The sequence below is a fragment of the Citrobacter tructae genome, assembly GCF_004684345.1.
GTDB classification, from domain to species: Bacteria; Pseudomonadota; Gammaproteobacteria; order Enterobacterales; family Enterobacteriaceae; genus Citrobacter; species Citrobacter tructae.
Genome location: NZ_CP038469.1, coordinates 2342816 through 2362336, shown reverse-complemented (window position 1 = coordinate 2362336; position 19521 = coordinate 2342816). Strand labels below are relative to the sequence as shown.

The 19521-nt window shown below is 50.7% G+C and carries 13 protein-coding genes and 1 pseudogene; 6 read left to right on the top strand and 8 right to left on the bottom strand.

The window, feature by feature from the left end; translation table 11 throughout:
- Positions 1–16: 16 nt before the first annotated feature.
- The 6 genes from hyaB to puuD form a co-directional block, all read right to left on the bottom strand.
- Positions 17–1810: a Ni/Fe-hydrogenase large subunit gene (gene hyaB / locus E4Z61_RS12095; protein ID WP_135322980.1), complete on the bottom strand. Its 1794-nt coding sequence runs from the start codon at positions 1808–1810 to the stop codon at positions 17–19.
- The gene (gene hyaA, locus E4Z61_RS12090) at positions 1807–2934 is read right to left on the bottom strand and encodes a hydrogenase 1 small subunit (RefSeq protein WP_135322979.1); all 1128 of its coding nucleotides are present in this window, start codon (positions 2932–2934) and stop codon (positions 1807–1809) included. The genes hyaB and hyaA overlap by 4 nt, the downstream gene beginning before the upstream one ends.
- Positions 2935–3145: 211 nt before the next feature.
- On the bottom strand, positions 3146–4426 hold the full coding sequence (locus E4Z61_RS12085; RefSeq protein WP_135322978.1) for an NAD(P)/FAD-dependent oxidoreductase: 1281 nt from the start codon (positions 4424–4426) through the stop codon (positions 3146–3148).
- A 2-nt stretch (positions 4427–4428) separates the two neighbouring features.
- Positions 4429–5916, bottom strand: coding sequence for an aldehyde dehydrogenase PuuC (gene puuC / locus E4Z61_RS12080; protein WP_135322977.1), 1488 nt, complete (start codon positions 5914–5916; stop codon positions 4429–4431).
- Between the two features lie 138 nt (positions 5917–6054).
- On the bottom strand, positions 6055–6612 hold the full coding sequence (puuR, locus tag E4Z61_RS12075) for an HTH-type transcriptional regulator PuuR (RefSeq protein ID WP_135322976.1): 558 nt from the start codon (positions 6610–6612) through the stop codon (positions 6055–6057).
- A gap of 25 nt (positions 6613–6637) precedes the next feature.
- Entirely contained in the window at positions 6638–7402 is a 765-nt protein-coding gene (gene puuD / locus E4Z61_RS12070) for a gamma-glutamyl-gamma-aminobutyrate hydrolase (RefSeq protein ID WP_135322975.1), read from the bottom strand.
- Positions 7403–7613: 211 nt separating this feature from the next.
- On the opposite strand from puuD, the gene E4Z61_RS12065 reads away from it, so the two are divergent.
- From E4Z61_RS12065 to E4Z61_RS12045, 5 genes are all read left to right on the top strand, one after another.
- Positions 7614–9032, top strand: coding sequence for a glutamine synthetase family protein (locus tag E4Z61_RS12065; RefSeq protein WP_135322974.1), 1419 nt, complete (start codon positions 7614–7616; stop codon positions 9030–9032).
- 347 nt (positions 9033–9379) lie between these two features.
- Positions 9380–10768, top strand: coding sequence for an APC family permease (locus E4Z61_RS12060; RefSeq protein WP_135322973.1), 1389 nt, complete (start codon positions 9380–9382; stop codon positions 10766–10768).
- Between the two features lie 270 nt (positions 10769–11038).
- Complete coding sequence (locus tag E4Z61_RS12055; RefSeq protein WP_135322972.1) at positions 11039–11980, top strand: helix-turn-helix transcriptional regulator; 942 nt, start codon at positions 11039–11041, stop codon at positions 11978–11980.
- Positions 11981–11989: 9 nt separating this feature from the next.
- Positions 11990–13405 carry a hypothetical protein gene (locus E4Z61_RS12050; RefSeq protein WP_135322971.1) on the top strand — a complete coding sequence of 472 codons (1416 nt, stop codon included), beginning with the start codon at positions 11990–11992 and terminating at the stop codon, positions 13403–13405.
- A gap of 9 nt (positions 13406–13414) precedes the next feature.
- Positions 13415–16612 carry a hypothetical protein gene (locus tag E4Z61_RS12045; protein WP_135322970.1) on the top strand — a complete coding sequence of 1066 codons (3198 nt, stop codon included), beginning with the start codon at positions 13415–13417 and terminating at the stop codon, positions 16610–16612.
- A gap of 105 nt (positions 16613–16717) precedes the next feature.
- Here E4Z61_RS12045 and E4Z61_RS12040 read toward each other — a convergent pair whose 3' ends face one another.
- Positions 16718–17830: an agmatine deiminase family protein gene (locus tag E4Z61_RS12040; protein ID WP_135322969.1), complete on the bottom strand. Its 1113-nt coding sequence runs from the start codon at positions 17828–17830 to the stop codon at positions 16718–16720.
- A gap of 397 nt (positions 17831–18227) precedes the next feature.
- On the opposite strand from E4Z61_RS12040, the gene E4Z61_RS12035 reads away from it, so the two are divergent.
- Positions 18228–18797 carry a DJ-1/PfpI family protein gene (locus E4Z61_RS12035; RefSeq protein ID WP_135322968.1) on the top strand — a complete coding sequence of 190 codons (570 nt, stop codon included), beginning with the start codon at positions 18228–18230 and terminating at the stop codon, positions 18795–18797.
- A gap of 80 nt (positions 18798–18877) precedes the next feature.
- Here the strand turns inward: E4Z61_RS12035 and E4Z61_RS12030 are convergent.
- A pseudogene (locus tag E4Z61_RS12030) lies at positions 18878–19007 on the bottom strand (YjhX family toxin); the annotation flags it as partial.
- Positions 19008–19521 lie beyond the last annotated feature (514 nt).

The following is a 19521-nucleotide window of genomic DNA, read 5'->3' as shown; positions in this document are numbered from 1 at the left end:
TTCCTTTCCTCAGCGCTTAGCGTACCTGGACGGCGATGAGTTCGCTGCCGTCGTCGCCGAGCACGTGGGTTGAACATGCCAGACAAGGGTCGAAGCTGTGCAGGGTGCGCAGGATCTCCAGCGGCTGATCGGGTATTGCCATTTGGGTTCCCATCAACGCAGCCTCGTAGGCGCCAATTTGCCCTTTGGGATCGCGCGGGCTGGCATTCCAGGTGGTTGGCACCACGCACTGATAGAGGTCGATTTTCCCGTCGCGAATCGATGCCCAGTGGCCCAACGCACCGCGCGGTGCCTCGGTAAAACCGATCCCGCGGCACTGCTGCGGCCATCTTTCAGGTTCCCATTTTTCTGTATTTGCGGTCGCCAGATTGCCGTTTTTCAGGTTGGTCATCAGTTTGTCGAAGAAATATTGCAGCTTGCTCACGGCCCACTGCGCCTCGTGCGCGCGGCACAGAATGCGACCCAGCGTCGATTGCATACCCGAGAGCGGCAGTTTGAGTGCCGACATCATGCGATCCACAGATTCAACGGTAGCGTCATCCCCTTTGTGATAGGCAATCAACGTGCGCGCCAGTGGCCCAACTTCCATGGCGTGTCCGCGCCAGCGCGGCGCTTTGATCCACGAGTAGCGTTCTTGCTCGTTGAGTTGCTGGATATGGGTATCGCTACCTTTGACATCGCCTGGGTTATACCAGGGTTCGGTAATCCCTTCGAAGGGGTGGCGACCTAACTGATCGTCCGGATAACGGTACCAGGCATGATCGACAAACTCCTGAATTTGCTGTTCATCGGCCAGGTCCACGGGCAGTACGTTTTTAAAATCCCCGTTAATGACTGCACCACCCGGCATCAACAGGCTCCTGGCGCTGAAGTCATTGGCGATATCCGGGAACGCGCCGTAGCTCAATACGCATTTATCAGACAACCCGGTACCAATCTGGCTCCAGGACTTATTGAACTGACCGATGGCTAACGCGTCAGGAACCATGACGTTATTGATGAAGTCTGCGGTACGGGTGATGATCGACTGCACCAGGTTCAGGCGTTCCATATCGACCGCACCTACCGCGCCGCTCTGATCGATATTAATCGCACACGGCATACCGCCGACGATCCAGTTAGGGTGCGGATTTTTACCGCCAAACACCGTATGGATTTTGATAATCTCGCGCTGAAAATCGAGTGCTTCCAGATAGTGGGCAAAGCCCATCAGGTTGGCTTCTGGCGACAGCTTGTACTGCGGATGCCCCCAATAACCGTTACGGAAGATCCCCAACTGACCGCCTTCAACAAATTTCTTCAGCCGATTTTGTACGTCAAAGAAATAACCCGGTGAGGACATCGGCCAGGCAGAAAGGCTCTGCGCCAACTGCGATGTGGCGCGCGGGTCTGCTTTCAGGGCATTCAGGACGTCAATCCAGTCCATTCCGGCTAACTGATAAAAGTGCACCAGATGGTCGTGGCACCACAACGTGGCCAGCATAATGTTGCGAATGATGTTGGCGTTGTCGGGAACCTTGATACCAATAGCATCCTCAATGGCATACACCGATGACAGCGCGTGCACACCGGTACATACCCCGCAAATACGTTCGACAAATGCCCAGGCGTCACGCGGGTCGCGCCCCTGAAGAATGATTTCCAGTCCGCGGAACATGGTGCCGCAGGAAACCGCATTGGTAATGATGTTTTGCTCGTCGATGTTCACTTCGCAACGCATGTGTCCTTCAATGCGGGTTATTGGATCGACAACCAGGCGGCGACCCGCATTGTTTAACGTATATCCCTGGGTTTGATACGAGTTGCTCATGCCTGGTTATCCTCTTTGTCCGGCTGCGGTTGTTCGGCTTCAGTTAATTGTTGTTTGTGGCGGTTGTGCTGATTGACGGCGCTGGCAACAGCGTGGACGCCGACGCTGGCAGCCACGACGCCAAGCGCGGTGAGGCCTACGGTATCGGCGGTAGAATGCGTACCCATCTGTGGGATATCGACCACGCGACTGTAGAACGAACCGCGATCCCAGAAGCCGTTCTCTGAACATCCCAGACACCCGTGACCGGACTGGATGGGGAAGGAAACGCCGCCATTCCAGCGGGTAGTGGAACAGGCGTTATAGGTGGTAGGCCCTTTGCAGCCCATTTTGTACAAGCAATAGCCTTTGCGGGCGGCGTCATCATCCCAGCTCTCAACGAACTCACCGGCGTCAAAGTGGGCGCGACGGTAGCATTTGTCGTGAATACGCTGGCCATAGAACATCAGTGGGCGCCCCAGTCGGTCGAGTTCTGGCAGACGATCAAAGGTCACCATGTAAGTAATGATGGCGCTCATGACGTCAGGAATCGGAGGGCAGCCGGGTACTTTAACGATCGGTTTGTCAGTGATCACTTTATCGATCGGGGTGGCCTGAGTCGGATTGGGCCGTGCGGCCTGTACGCAGCCCCAGGAGGCGCAGGTGCCCCAGGCGATAATCGCGCTGGCACCGGCGGCGGCTCTTTTTAGCTTTTCAATAAACGGTCGCCCGCCGCTAATGCAGAACATCCCTTGTTCCCCCAGCGGAGGATTGCCTTCGACTGCCAGAATATATTTGCCGTGGTAGCGGCTCAGAATATCTTCAAAGACTTCTTCGGCTTGTGTTCCGGCGGCGGCCATCAGGGTATCGTCGTAATCGAGGGATATCAGGGAGAGGATGACGTCTTTGGCGAGTGGGTGAGAGGAGCGGATAAACGATTCGGTGCAGCAGGTACATTCCAGGCCGTGGATCCAGACCACTGGAATTCTGGGTTTGTTCTCCAGCGCCCAGGCTATTCTGGGCGTCATTCCGGCCCCCAAACCCAGTGATGTGGCGGCGAGGCTACAATATTTGAGAAAACTGCGTCGGCTCACTCCCTTCCGGCGCATCGCTTGATAAAAGGTCTCCTCGTTATTCGTATTCATAACACGCGTTTCTTCCCTTTTTGAGTACTGGCGCACGCCGCCAGCGAAAATGTAAAAAAAAGCGTATCTGATTAGAGGGGAGAAACAATGCAGAAGGTAGGGTTATATCTTATTGCGATATTTTCATGCCTATTATCTGTTTTTCACAGACCGGGAATAAAAAAACGCACAGGGGAGACCGCCCTGTGCGTTGGGTTTACAGCGGAAGAACTTAAACCCCAAGGCGATCGCGTAAGCTGTAATAGGCCGCACCCATTGCGGTAAACGGAATGCGCAGGCTGCGCCCGCCCGGGAACGGGTAGTGGGGCAGCTTGGCGAACGCGTCAAAACGCTCGGCATCCCCACGCAGTAATTCGGAAATCAGGCGTCCTGCCAGATGGGTACAGGTCACGCCATGGCCGCTGTAACCCTGCATATAATAAATGTTGGTATCAAGACGACCAAACTGTGGCATGCGAGATAGCGTCAACAGGAAATTCCCGGTCCAGCGGTAATCAATTTTCACCCCTTTCAGTTGCGGGAAGGTCTTCAGCAGTTTTGGCATCAGCAGGCGTTCAATATCATCAGGGTCGCGTGCGCCGTAAACCACACCGCCGCCGTACAGCAGGCGGTTATCGCCGGTCAGACGGTAGTAATCCAGCAGGTAGTTACAATCTTCCACACAGTAGTTTTTCGGGATCAGCGAACGTGCCATCTCTGCAGACAGCGGTTCGGTGGTTAACACCTGCGTACCGCACGGCATGCTGCTTTTTGCCAACGCGGGTTCAAGTTTATCACCCAGATAAGCATTGCCTGCGACGATTACAAAGCGTGCCGTGACCTGGCCTTTTTCGGTGCTGACTACCGCAGGGCTGGTGTGCTGAATATGGGTAACCGGCGACAGCTCGAAGACGCGCCCACCGTTCAGGCGGATGGCGTTGGCTTCACCAATCGCCAGGTTCAGCGGGTGAATATGACCGCCACTGTGGTCGAGCAGTGCGCCGACATAGCAATCGCTGTTGACCTCGCGACGGATTTCGCTGCTGTCCAGCAGCTCAAGCTGCCTGTTACCGTAACGCTCCCAGTTAGACTTCTGTTCCTCCAGCGTGTCCATCTGCTTGTGGTTCAGCGCCACAAACAGCCCGCCAGGACGGTAGTCGCAGTCGATCTGATAGCGCTTGATCCGTTCGCGGATGATATTGCCGCCTTCAAACATCATGCTACCGAGCATTTTGGCGGTGTCCGGGCCGTAAGTACGTTCAATGACGTCGATATCGCGGCTGTAAGAGTTCACCAATTGGCCGCCGTTACGCCCGCTGGCGCCGAAACCAATTTGTGCAGATTCCAGAAGCACGACGTCGTAGCCCATCTCGGCTAAATGCAGGGCAGAGGATAGCCCGGTATAACCGCCTCCCACGACACAGACATCACAGCTAACCGACTCGGTGAGGGTGGGAAACGGTTCGTACTGATTGGCGCTTGCGGCGTAATAACTGCGGGTATGTTCAGACATGATTAAGGCTCCAGGGAGATCCAGATGGTTTTCAGTTCGCTAAATTTTTCCAGTGCATGCAGGGATTTATCGCGCCCGTTGCCGCTTTGCTTGTAGCCACCAAATGGCACGGTCATATCACCGTCGTTGTAGTTGTTAACGAAGACGGAACCGGCTTTCAGGCGACGACTCATGCGGTGCGCGCGCGACAGATCCCGAGTCCAGACCGCTGCGCCAAGGCCGTAGTCGCTGTCGTTGGCAAGCGCCAGAGCTTCGGCTTCATGAGTAAAGCGGGTGATGACCAGCACCGGGCCGAAGATCTCATCGCGACTGACGTGGGCCTGTGCCGGGGTGTCGATAAAAATGGTCGGGCCGATAGCCGCAGGATGTACGTGGCTGCGTCCATCCAGCGCCAGCGTGCCATGCGCTTCGCCGTCGCGAATAAAATTGTGCACGGTGTCAGCATGCGCATTGTCGATAAGTGTGCCCATCGTGGTTTCAGGATCCAGCGGGTTGCCCGGCTGCCAGTTTTTCGCCTGCTCTTTTAAAAGCGCGATGAACTCATCGGCAATGCTCTCTTCCAGCAGCAGGCGCGTTCCAGCGATACAAACCTGGCCCTGGTTATAGAAGATGCCTGCCGCAGCATTGGCGGCGGCTTTCGCCAGGTCCGGGCAGTCGGCAAAAACGATGTTGGCGCTTTTGCCACCGGCTTCCAGCCAGACGCGCTTCATATTGCTGTCGCCAGCGTCTTTGAGCAGTTGCTTGCCGGTGCGGGTCGAACCGGTAAAGGTGAGCACATCGACATCCGGATGTAGCGACAGTGCCTGGCCCGCTTCATGACCGTACCCGCTAATGACGTTGAGGACGCCGTCGGGTAAGCCTGCTTTTTTAGCCAGTGCGGCCAGGCGAATCGCGGTCAGTGGAGATTTCTCCGAAGGTTTGAGGATCACACTGTTACCCGCCGCCAGCGCCGGACCGAGTTTCCAGCAGGCCAGCAGCAGGGGAAAATTCCACGGCACGATGGCTGCAATTACGCCCACCGGCTCGCGCACGATCAGCGCCAGATCGTTCACCGCCGTGGTGGCCACTTCGCCATACACTTTATCGATGGCTTCGGCGTACCAGCGGATGGCGCGGGCCGCGCCGGGAATATCATCACGCAGGCTATGGCGAATCGGTTTACCGGTGTCGAGTGTTTCCAGTAGCGCCAGCTCCTCGTGATGCTGCTCCATTAAATCCGCGAGCGTGTTCAGTACCGCTTTACGCTCTGCAGGCGACGCCTGCGACCAGTCGCCCCGTTCAAATACGGTGCGGGCGGCGGTGACGGCGCGATCCACATCCGCTTGTTTACCGCGAGCGACTTTGGCAAGCGGGCGCTGTCCTGCTGGATCAAGCGTAATAAAGGTTTCGTTATCGGCGGCAGCGCAATATTCACCGTTAATAAATAAACGGGTTTCCGGTGAATAATGGCTGGCTTTCTCACGCCAATATTTTAAATTCTGAAAGTTCATAGCTACTCCTTTTATTTCAATAAGATAAAGTTCGTTGCTGATCTTTTTCAGGCAAAATCAGGCTGCACGGTGCCCCAGGGATTAACCCTGTTAATTCATAATATTTAAGAAGGCCTGAGGATCTCAGGCCGCTATTCTTTAGAACGTGGTGGGAGTGTGGGCACTGATGATGCGGCAAATCCCTGCCGAGGTGTTGCTGAAGCTATGTGGTATGCCGGTGTTAATGGCATAACTTTGTCCTTCAACAAGATGATACGTTTGACCGTTGATGGTCAGTATCACTTCACCTTCCAGTATTGTCCCAATCTCTTCACCCTGGTGTTTAATTCTCTCCCCGGTCGTCGTACCTGGCTGATAAGTTTCAAAAATCATGGCCAGCGTACGATTAGGATCGCCGTTGTGAATCAGTTTCATGGATACCCCCTGACTCCCGATCTCAATCAGATCATCCTGATTGATAACCACCTGCGGTTCGTCAGGCTTTTCCGGTTCCGCAAAGAACTCGGAGAGCGACAGCCCATAGACTTTCAATAGCTTTTGCAGCGTACTGATGGCAGGACTGACTTTATCCTGCTCTATGGTGCTGATGGCGCTATGCGTTAACCCAGACAGTTCGGCGGCACGACGCTGCGAAAGACCCAATTGCTGGCGGATCTCTGACAGACGTTTACCCGGCGCCAGGCCGTCATCGCTCATAATTGCATTTCCTTAACAGTAGTGGTCAGAGACGCTGTTTTTCAGCGAGATGGTTCTGACATGCGGTGATAAAACCTTCAAGCAACAAACGCGACAGGGCGTATTCGCTACTGTTCCATTCCGGGTGCCACTGCACGCCAAGCGCGAAAGGATGGTCATGAGCACTGACGGCCTCGACCAGTCCATCCTGCGATCGTGCTTCCACACGCAGCTGCGGACCAAGGGTTTTAGCGCCCTGGCCATGTAAGGAGTTAACCCAAAACGTGTTGCAACCTGGTATTAACTGAGACAGCAATCCTCCCTGCTGAACCTGGACTTCATGAGATGGCGCATATTGCTGCTCCACCGGGAGTTCCGCATCTTCACGATGTTCCAGGAACTGTGCGTGATCGCACAGGCGACGATACAGAGTCCCGCCAGTGGCGACAACTAATTCCTGTAAGCCCCGGCAGATGGCGAAAATGGGAATGCGCCTTTCGAGTCCGGCGTTAATTAGCGCCATGCTCAGAAGATCACGCCCAGGATCGGCGTCAGGCTCATCGCCATTTTCACCATACAGGTGCGGCTGCATATTGCTCGGGCTGCCTGGCAGAAAAATACCGTCCAGTTTCGGTAATAAAGCATTCAGTAACTCAGGCTCCGCCAGCGCATGTGGAAGGGCAATCGGTAATCCGCCGGCATTCAATACCGCATTCAGGTACTTCTCTTGCAGAGTCTGGGTCTCGTGACCCTTAAGCCTGTTCCTACACATCACGACACCAATAACTGGCTTGTCAAATATATTGCCCATGATCGACCTCACGTTTTGGAATAAATTATTGCCAAACGGTTCCTTGTTGTGCAATTTCGTTCAATATTTTCTCAATTTAGCAGTGAAGTAACCTTCTAGCAAACTCAATTTAACATTTGACAAACAATTCCTTTGCATCCAGAGTCGAAGAGTGGACATTATATTTAACAGTCAAAATACAGATCAGCATCCATAGCAACGGCGGTGAATCATGGAAACCAATATCGTAGAAGTTGAGAATTTTGTTCAGCATTCTGAAGAGAGACGAAGTAGCGCGTTTGCGCGTGAAGTAAAACAGTATCTGGAGCGCTATCCCAACACGCAGTTTGTGGATGTGCTGTTAACCGATCTGAACGGTAGTTTTCGCGGTAAACGTATTCCGGTTTCTGGTTTGCATAAGCTGGAGAAGGGCTGTTATTTCCCGGCATCCGTGTTTGCGATGGATATTCTGGGCAACGTAGTAGAAGAGGCCGGGTTAGGACAGGAGTTGGGTGAACCGGATCGCACGTGCGTTCCGGTGCCCGGTACGTTAACCCCTTCGGCAGCCGATCCGGAATATATCGGGCAGATGATGCTGACGATGTTAGATGAAGATGGCGCTCCCTTTGACGTTGAGCCGCGGAACGTACTGAACCGACTCTGGCAGAAACTTCGCCAGCGCGGCCTGTTCCCCGTCGTAGCGGTAGAGCTGGAGTTCTATTTACTCGATCGTCAGCGTGATTCCGAAGGCTATCTTCAGCCGCCATGTGCGCCGGGCACTGGCGACCGCAATACCCAAAGTCAGGTTTACTCCGTGGATAACCTGAACCACTTTGCTGATGTGCTCAACGATATTGATGAGCTGGCCAAACTGCAGTTGATCCCGGCTGACGGTGCGGTGGCTGAAGCCTCCCCAGGACAGTTTGAAATCAACCTTTATCATACCGATAACGTGCTCGACGCCTGTGACGATGCGCTGGCGCTAAAACGACTGGTGCGACTGGTCGCAGAGAAACATAAGATGCACGCCACGTTTATGGCCAAGCCCTATGAGGAGCATGCCGGTAGTGGGATGCATATACACATCAGCATCCTGAATAAAAAAGGCGAGAACGTGCTGGCCGAGACGGATGGTGAAGATTCCGCGTTATTAAAGCGCGTACTGGCTGGGATGATCGATCTGATGCCGGCATCGATGGCGCTACTGGCACCGAATATGAACTCTTATCGCCGCTTCCAGCCGGGTATGTATGTTCCGACCCAGGCATCGTGGGGACATAACAATCGCACGGTAGCGCTGCGGATCCCGTGTGGTGATCGTGACAGCCACCGAGTGGAGTATCGCGTGGCAGGCGCTGACGCCAACCCGTATTTGGTCATGTCGACCATTCTTGCCGGGATCCTCCACGGTCTGGATAACGAGCTGCCGTTGCAGGAAGAAGTGGAAGGTAACGGACTGGAGCAGGATGGCGTGCCCTTCCCGATCCGCCAAAGTGATGCCCTGTGGGAGTTTATGCAAAACGATCATCTGCGTGAATTACTCGGGGAACGTTTTAGCCACGTCTATCACGCCTGTAAAAACGATGAACTTATCCAGTTTGAACGTCTTATCACCGATACCGAAATTGAGTGGATGTTGAAAAACGCCTGACCGTCGTACAGGTCATTTAAAAATAAGTCGCATCATGCGGTCTGAGCGGAGTCAGCCCGTACATATTGCAGGATTACCTGCCATTTCCCGGATGTCGCATGATGGAGCGGCTTGCGACAACGGGTCTTCAAATAACCGACAGAGTTTGTGACGAGGAAATGAGATGATGCCAATGTTCAAAAATCAGCCCGGCGCGAGCATCCGTGGCTCCCGCAGCCAGTACGGACCGCACCTGTGCCATGCCGCTACACTGACACCTTTCTTAATGGGATCCACCCCGACGCGACCCAGGTTTGCTGTACCGACGTTTCGAACGCAGACCTGGACCCGTGTCGGGGAGGATCGACATGACGACTAATTCCTCCGAGAATCTTTCTGCCCAGACGGGCAAAACCCAACTGCGTAAATCTCTGAAACTGTGGCAGGTGGTGGTGATGGGGCTGGCCTACCTCACGCCGATGACGGTGTTTGACACCTTTGGCATTGTTTCGGGCATCAGCAATGGTCATGTTCCGGCGTCCTATCTGCTGGCTCTGGCGGGGGTGTTGTTTACCGCGATCAGCTACGGAAAGCTGGTGCGGCAATTTCCGCAGGCCGGTTCAGCTTATACCTATGCGCAAAAGGCGATTAACCCGCATGTCGGGTTTATGGTCGGCTGGTCATCACTGCTTGACTACCTTTTCCTGCCGATGATTAACGTCCTGCTGGCGAAAATTTACCTGTCCGCACTGTTTCCGGAGGTCGCGCCCTGGATTTGGGTGGTGATGTTCGTGGTGATCCTCACTGCGGCCAATTTAAAAAGCGTTAACCTGGTGGCGAACTTCAACGCGCTGTTCGTGCTGGTTCAGGTAGCGATTATTGCCGTATTTATTTTCCTGGTGGTGCAGGGGCTGCATAAAGGCGAAGGGGTAGGGACGGTCTGGTCGCTGCAACCGTTTGTCAGCCAGAACGCGCATCTGATCCCGATTATCACCGGGGCGACCATCGTCTGCTTTTCGTTTCTCGGCTTTGATGCGGTGACGACGCTTTCAGAAGAGACGCCGGATGCCGCGCGTACCATCCCAAAAGCTATTTTCCTCACCGCGCTGTACGGCGGGCTGATCTTTATTTTGGCCTCGTTTTTTATGCAGTTGTTCTTCCCGGACATCAGCCGTTTTAAAGACCCGGACGCGGCGCTGCCGGAGATTGCGTTGTACGTCGGCGGCAAGCTGTTCCAGTCGATTTTCCTGTGTACGACCTTTGTGAATACGCTGGCTTCAGGTCTGGCGTCTCACGCCAGCGTTTCCCGACTGCTGTACGTCATGGGGCGCGATAATGTCTTCCCGGAAAAGTATTTTGGCTACGTGCATCCAAAATGGCGCACGCCTGCGTTGAACGTCATTATGGTCGGAATTGTGGCGCTGTCGGCTCTGTTTTTTGACCTGGTTACCGCAACGGCGCTGATTAACTTTGGCGCGCTGGTGGCGTTTACCTTCGTCAATCTGTCCGTGTATAACCACTTCTGGCGTCGTGAAGGGCGTAAGCATAGCTGGCAGGATAAATTGCACTATCTGGTATTGCCAATGGTGGGCGCAGCCACGGTTGCCGTGTTGTGGGTCAACCTTGAGGTGACGTCGCTGACGCTTGGGCTGGTGTGGGCTGGGTTAGGCCTGGTTTATCTTGCGTACTTGACCAGACGCTTTCGTAAACCGCCGCCGCAGTTTGACGCCGCGAAAACCGAACGTGCCTGGGAGTAAGGGTTTTCGATAATAGAAGCCAACGAACAGTGTTGTAAATCAAGACAGTAGGAACAGGGGCCGCCGTCAGGCTGCGCCCCTTTCGTACACCTGCCCAGTGGTTTAGCCGTTCCACGCTCAGCTCCCTGACTGAACTCTTCGATTTTAAACTTCTCTATTCTGTGATTAACGTAAAATTGTGATTTTTTAACCACTAATCTTGAGGCGACTGACACTTCCTGTCAGTTTGCTGGAGTAGTATGGAGCCCAAATTCTGACCGAGATTTGATTATGGATAATTCTTCACGGCATGAGCGTTTGGCAAATCGTATCGCACTCATTTTGTTGCAGCTGTTTAAAGATGGTGCGGTTTCGCGTTGTGAACTGGCAAGTCGCTTTAAGGTTACGGAGAGAACCATCTATCGTGATTTAAATCGCTTGGGAGAGTTTGTCACTTGCTCTAAAGCCGGGGTATATCGAATTAGCATGCAAAATGAGGCAGAACACAAACTGCCTTCGTTAGAGAGTCTAAGTGAAAAAACGGGGTTGAGTGAATTACTCCCCTTATCAGGAGAGAGTTCGTTACGAAATATTCTCACGGCGATTGAATATAAGCGGATAAAAATATTACCGCTCCCACCAGAAACTTTGGACTCTGAGCAACAGAAGATCATATTTTCCAGCCTTGATAAAGCCATTAAAGAAAGTTTGGTTTGCATTATTCATTACAAAGGAAAAGTTAGAACACTCCATCCATACCGTTTAATGAATTTAAAAGGAGTATGGTATCTGGCGGCAACGGATGCTGAATTAATGATTAAAGCCTTTCGGTTGAGTGCAATTGAGTGGCTGGATGTTAAAAAATCAACGTTTACCCCAGACAGTGATATCCATGACTATCTCGATAGCGAAGATGACGCCTGGTTCAGTATGAATAAAATGGAGGTCATGGTTGAAGTACTACCCGGCATTACCCGTTATTTTGAGCGACGAAACATACTGCCGCAGCAAAAAATCATCAGCAAAACACCGGACGGTAAGTTAATCGTCTCAACGCGAATTGCGCATCGGGATCAACTCTTTTCTACGTTGCGGTTCTGGCTACCAAATGTGCGAATTGTATCGCCCAGGGCCGAAGCTAATGCATTTGCGGCGCAACTTTCTCAGTACATTTCCCACCTTGCTCAAGAAAATGACCTTGTAACCGATAATGTTTCACAGGATAACGCCTAAGGATGCACCATGACGCACGATCGTAAAAAGGCTGTCACGCAGTCGATTAGCCTCTGTCCAATCTGGCCAATGCAGGCTGCGGAAAAAATTGGAAAAATGGTTGGTGAAATAAACCAGGCTAACAATATTATGTCAACCATCTCTTCCACGGCGCAAAACAATGCAATAAAAGGTGGCTTTGCTGCGGAAACTTGGCACGCTGAATCCTTCAATCTTGATGCCATTCTGAAAGACAAAGATATACGTGCTTTTACGGACCAGTTTAAGAATACCCCGCTGGGGAAAAATCATCAGGTTCATGACATTGTGGTGATGAAAGGCGATGAGCAGTTAGTAGGCGCGCAGCTTAAATATTTCCGCAACGCCGATGAGACACAGAAAGCCTTCCGTTCCACCAAAGATGGCGTTCATCAGTATCAGCACAGCGATGCGTTTATCGGCCCGGCCGATCAAATTGATGGGATCAGGGACTCAGCCCAGCGCACCGTACTTAAAAACCAACAAACGCGTCCGGCTGTTTCGGCGGCGGCGGAAAAAGTGCGTGATAACACTGCCGGATCCATTGAGGTGGAAGGTGTTAAATCGACACCGCTGAGTAAACGTGATGCGGAAGCAGTGGGGGCGGGTACGCAATCGGGTAAAGATCTGCACGAGAAAATGCAGACCGGATATCTAAACAAAGCAACCATCCAACAAAGCGTACGCGCTGCGGGTTCTGCGGCAGTGATCACCACTGTCATTGCGGGTAGTATCAATACATTCCAGTACGTCCGGCAGGTGAAAAATGGAGAGATCACCGTTGAACAAGCCACAGTACAGATCCTGCAAAACACCGTAATTGCCGCTGGAGATAGCGCTTTGAAAGCAGGAGTTGCCACCGCAAGCGTCAGTATTGCCGCGCGCTCCTTACCCGGTTTGTTTGCGGGTACCGTTTTTAAACGCAGCCTCGCAAATGGTGGCATCGCGGGTGCCGCCGTTTGTGCGGTAGAGGTTGTGCAAAACGTGGTGTTGTTTGCAGCCGGGAAAATCACAGCACAGGAACTGGAGTCTCGCACGGGCAAGGGCCTATTTCAGACGGGGGCCGGTGTTGCAGGTGCATCCATAGGTGCGGCAGTAGGTGCGCCTGGTGGGCCTGTTGGTATGCTGGTCGGAAGCCTCATTGGTGGTTTAATCACTACGCTGGGCATGAATATCGCCCTGGATAATCACATCGAGAAAAATTTCGAACTTACCCTCGCCAATACCGAACAGGTAGTGAGTAATGGCCTGGTGATGCACGATGCGCTGAGCTATCTGCATCAATCCCAAATCTATTACGCCGACTTCCATAAAGGCCTTTATTTATCTGAAAAGCATTTTGCCAGCCAGATAAAAACCTTGGAAGCGCAAAGTATCCGCTTAAGAAATAAAATTAATAATCTGTAAGGAACTGAAATGACTGATATGACTGCCGCGCAGCAACAACAGATTTTTCATCAACCTCTGGAAGAGTCGGAACAGAAAGCTGTCACTGATTTGGTGAGGCAGCACAAAGCAAACGCAGCGCTTACGCAACAACTGGCGCTGGACGCCTCAAAGCTGATTTCCAGCAGCGAGGAGCGGTTACAAGACCAGAAGAGTAGTGGTTTTTTCAAACGATTTATGGGAGCTGTCAGCGGAAAAAACAGTGAGAATCAGTTGCTGAATCAGTCAGACACTTTGCAAATGCAGAGATTTGCCTGGTATTATCTGAAGCAACTGCAGCAGCAAAACTTAATCAATTCCCAGAGCATTGCCATTATTCGAAATAATATGGGAACCATGAATGAATATATTATTGAAACGCGGGAATTCCTCGGCCAGGCAATTGATAAAATTAATAGCCGCCTAGTACATGTGGAAAATAACACCCGATTTCATAATTGGTCGGTAGATATCGAAGCGAATAAACGTCGCTACAAATCCTATCCGGGTATCATTCTGGTGTTAAGCCTTAGCTATGATTTTATGCGCAAGCATCAAGATGCTGAGTTGACGGAAAATGATATCAATCACCTGATCGTGACGCTCGATAAGTTAGGTGTCAACTGTGATGAAGAAGTGCGCCTGCTCGATTTCATTATTGAGCTTATCGATCAGATAGATATTGTCAGCATCGATCGCTACCGTTCACTCATTGAACTTTCAGTGGAAGATCATGAGATAGACTCACACTTTATTCAGACCAATATCTCAGGCATTGGTTTTAACGCACTATATTTTCTCTCTGAACAATACGAAAAAATCGTCTCTCTGATTGAGGATGATGCGTTGTGCAACAGCGATGAAGCACGCGAAAAGCTGATTTCCAGACTTTTTGGCGAAGCGTTCTCCGGCTTATCAACAACCTACAAGTTGCGCGAACTGGTTCTTGAAGTGATCGGCGGCAGTCTGCTGACTATTGATATTTATCGAGATATTCATGGATTAAATGCAATTGCAGTTGAGGAAATGCAGGATGATGCAGCAGAGGCGTTGACGCTGGTTTCAGCGTTGCCTGATATTCGTCAGCACAGCTTTCTGGACGCCACAGAAAATAAAGAGAAAAAATCTCTGTATCTGCTTTTACTCGCTCTGAGCGTTGAAGATACTGCATCTCTGAGCAAGCAAGGGTATGAGTTTCTTGCGTTGTTAGGGGAATATGCGGGCTGTCCTGCTGTAGTTGGCGATATCTCCAGCCTGATCGACAGTCCTTATAAATATCAGGAATACCAGCAGACGATGTTAGAACTGCTCGGTGATGATAATACGCGTTACACCTGGCTGTTCGACGTTTTCTTCTTGCTGATGCTGTGCGGCAAGAAAATTGAAAATCCACAGGTGATGCGCTTGCTCAGTAGCCTGAAGCCTGCGCAATTCAAGGAAAGTTTTCCCCACATGCTGACGCTGCTTCAAGAAAGTGACGAAGCGAAGCTGCTTATCAGCGCGGCGAAACTGACTTCGCTAACGCAGGGATGGAATAATATCTTTCGCTATCGAGAGCTACGATTTAAAGACCAATTCTCTGAAGCGATCAAGCAGCTTAATACTGCTAGTTTTGCATGTACTATGCTTAGCTTTGACATGTTGAAAGTGACGATGAAATTCGGTGATTACAGCTTCTTCGTAGGGGCGGTTGATAATGAAAGCTTCCTGAGCAAAATGGGTTCCGCTGTAGGTGGCTCTGCCTGTGCACTGGGGAGAAAATCCTGTCTTTCTGGCCTGAATGATTTTCGCAAAAAGGCCCGCGATTTCCTCTCGACAGATTCCTCTTTGAGCAAAGCCAACGGTATAACCTCGCGCTGGGGGTTGCCGACTTTTGAATACGACAATCAAATCAGTTATTCCGATTATGAACTGGATAACTCTGCAGAAAATGAAGACTGGTATGATCAGATTAGTAATTATCAGGCGCAAATTGATGATTCGCTAACGGCCTTTTCAAGCGCATGTTCCGATGCCGCCGAACAGCTTGAACTATTTGCTGGCGGTGAGTTTGACCGGTCTGTCATTCGAATCAAAGAGCAGAAACATATTGAGTGGCTACAGCAGAAGAAACTTGAAAAGCTTGATAAGCAATCTGTTACGGTTGTGAAATCTGGCAAGGAGCAGCGTTTTAGAATTGAGTGGCAGGATATCGAAAATCCCCCTTGCGATCCGGAGAAAATTCGTCATATCAAAACGGATGGTCATTTCTGGTTACTCGTTGACACTGATGAAGTTTTTTACCGTAGCGAGGATAGACTCAACTGGCAGGAGGTCATGCCAGATCTATCAGGTAAATTACGCTATGTGAGTAAAATCATCATTGTGGAAGGCATGTGGGTGATATTCTCCAGCTCCGATTCCGGATTCTATTATTCCAGCGATGCTCTGAATTGGCAGCAAAGCCAGTTCCCGGATGTACCGAATACTTGGGAGTTCAGTTTTACCGAGGATCTTGTTTATTTTAACCACCTTTGGTTGTGGCGGTTTAAGGAGCGTAAAGAGTATCAGTATAAAGAGGACGGTTTTTTCTTCGATTCGACGAAAACATCGACTTATAATAAGCCGGTGATTTTCTGTACTGATAACCTTGATGAAAAATGGCGTCGTTATGAGGGCGCGCCGAATTTCAGTGAAGGGATTGAAATGGAACGCCTTTGTGCTCTGCCGGGTGTCGATTGTTTGCTGGCATTCTGCAAATACGACTGGTTCTATACTTCGGTGAAGAAGCGCCCTAAATCAGAATCTATTATCGAGTATCACGTACCGGGAAAAAGTTGGCGAACGTGTACCTGGAACGGTGAGAAGGAGTTTTATAACGATATTCTGGTATCCCGGATGAATGGTTCGCTAATGTGCTTCTACTCCCGCTATTTAGTGACTTCTGATAAAGGCTATGAGTGGAAAAGGCATGATAGCGAACTGCACGTAGCTGACTGTTTCCATCTGTCGGAAATCAGCCTGTTCCCCTCCAGCTATAATCGCCAGGTGATTTATCTGAGCCATGACGGTATTGATTTCAAAGAACTGATGATGGATGAGGGGGACTGGCAATATCTTGCGGCTAACGAACAAGGATTGTTGAGCGTCTATTCGCCGAACTCTCACGAAACATTCCTGCGCCTCGGAACCTATATTTGGCAGGCTTAGGAAGACGATTGTATTACTGATGCTTAATCGATAAACGCTTTATTACCCGTTATTTTTTACGGGTAATAAAGCATCCATCCAGGTTTAAACTGGCACCATCATCTGCTAGCGAGGCTGCTGCTGCGTTGCACAGTGAATACCACCGCCGCCTGCCGCGATACCGTCGATATTCAGTTGAATAATTTCACGCTCAGCAAATAGCTCCTGCAAAATAGCGCGGGTATTTCGGTCGGTGCGTTTATCACCAAACTCCGGCGCAATAACGGCGCCGTTGCAGACATAGAAATTGATATAGCCGGCGGCGAAATCATCACCCGCATAAGTCTGGCGGATGGTGGAAGGTCCTTCCAGCGTCACTACCTTCAGCCGTCGCCCTTGTGCGTCCGTGGCGGCACGTAAAATTTCCAGATGACGCCGGGTGACTGCGTAATCAAAGGACGAAGGATCTTGCTCAATACCGGCCACCACCGTACCCGGATGTGTGAATCTTGCATAAAAATCCGTGTGCCCATCAGTAATATCTTTCCCGGCAATGCCGGGTAGCCAGATGATTTTTTCCAGCCCCAGCAGGCGTTTCAGTTCAGCTTCACATTCTGCTTTGCTGACGCCGGGATTGCGGTTCGGGTTGAGAACACAGCTCTCGGTAATAATCGCCGTACCTTCGCCGTCCACTTCGATACCGCCGCCTTCCAGTGTTAGCGACGAGCGGATAAATTCGGCGTTAACGTCATCGGTGACGAATTCTGCCACCTCGGCGTCGCGCTCATGTTCCTGTTTATCGCCCCAACCGTTGAAATTAAACCCGACGCCGCCGAGCGCGCCGTGAGCGCTTTTTACAAACACTGGCCCCGTGTCACGGATCCACAGATCGTCAATTGGGTGAACCAGCAGATTAACCGACGGCCCGCACAGACGAGCGGCGATGTCGCGGTCCTCTTCGCGTACCAGCATATTCACCGGTTCAAATGCTGCGATGGTTTTGGCGACCAATGCCAGATTTCTCTGCACCACCGACAGTAGATGAGGCTCCCAGATTTCCGCACTGGCGCCAAATGCCATCCAGGTCGCTGCATGGGGAGCGCCTTCATCCGGCATTTGCCAGCGGCGGTTCTCGGCTGCGCGGGCAAATTGACTAAAGCTGATGCCTGCCATACTGGCGAGTAACATGCTCGTTGAAGTGACCAGACTCTGCCTGACGAACGAACGTCTTGTTATCATGGGAAAACCTTTTGTGTCTATTCACCCGATTTACGCTGAACAGAATAATAATAGATGACAAATAATGGACAGCATTTATTTATTAAGTAATAAATAAATTATGTCTCGAGAAAGTTCAGGTGGAATATAACATGAGAATGATAATCTGCAATCCATTTGCTATTGATTAATGAGTGAATACTGGCCAGTATTAAAATTTCTCAACTATATATTTATATATAATTTATATTTATTAATCATGTTTTGCCTTAGCACTTAAGCTGATAACGCCCATTTGGCGCGTCTCTGCACAGACTGTGATCTGACCGATTATTCTGCGGTATTTATTAATGACGAGTGGCGCGTGGACTATAGTAAAGAGGGCCGTTATTTCTGAGTTTAATAACAATAGGCGGGGATGTTAATGAAGAAAATACTGATGCTGGTTGGAGATTATGTCGAAGATTATGAAACGATGGTGCCTTTTCAGGCGCTGAAAATGTTAGGCCATCGCGTTGACGCCGTCTGCCCGGATAAAAGCGAGGGAGACTATGTTCAAACCGCCATTCATGATTTTGACGGGGCGCAGACATACAGCGAAAAGCCCGGCCATCGTTTTACCCTAAATGCAAATTTTGCTGATGCGCGGGCTGCCGATTATGACGCGCTGCTGATCCCCGGAGGACGTGCCCCGGAGTATCTGCGGCTGAACCCGGATGTCATTCAACTGGTACAGGACTTCAACTCAGCGGGTAAACCTATTGCCGCCGTTTGTCATGGTCCACAGCTGTTAGCGGCGGCCGGGGTGTTAGAAAATCGTACCTGTAGCGCCTATCCGGCCTGTGCGCCTGAAATTCGCCTGAGCGGCGGGCATTACGCGGATATCGGCATTGACCAGGCCCACGTCGATGGCAATCTGGTAACCGCGCCAGCATGGCCAGCACATCCTGAATGGCTGGCCAAATTTGTTGACGTGTTAATGAAGTAACTGACCAGTAAACCTGCACGTCGGTATAACTTGTTCGGCTATACCGACTGCATCGTTTTACCGCCGCATAAGGGCGAATATTAGTGATTATCTAACTGGGCGCGAACGTTGTTCAACTCGGTGGTGTTGATGCGGTAGGGCTGGCCCTTAACGGATTTGATCAGTTTTTTGGCTGAACACCTCGAGCGTGCAGTCGCTGAGCAAAAGTCCCCTCGGCTATAGTATTCAACGCGTTTAGCGTAGGGAATAACTTTAAATTCTCGTTATGTTAATAGTGCATTAATATATTAAGTTAACTTTATATTTTATCACCTCCAGTAACGGACTCTATGACAATACAGCGTTTTTTGCCCAGCCTGTGTGATGTTACTTATTAGTAAAACTTGATTTTTTCATTGCTTTATTTTATTTTTCGATTAGTTTTGTTTTATTATAATGGGCGATTTAAATTAAATTTCCGATTAATTGGTTTTAAGAATTTTCTTAATGTTGTTAAGTGTGTATACTCGATCCTGCAAGAAGCTCTTTTGTTATCATTAAAACTATAACTATCTCCTTAACACCCGTATTGCCTCTGCCCTGAATCTCTTCTCAGGGGAGAGGTTTTTTTGCGCAAAATTTATTGTAAGAGTTGCCATAAATATAAATGTTAAAATTTATAATGCAATGATGAGTAATGTTTAAAAATTAACGTAGCCGGGATTTTTATCCAACCTACAATACA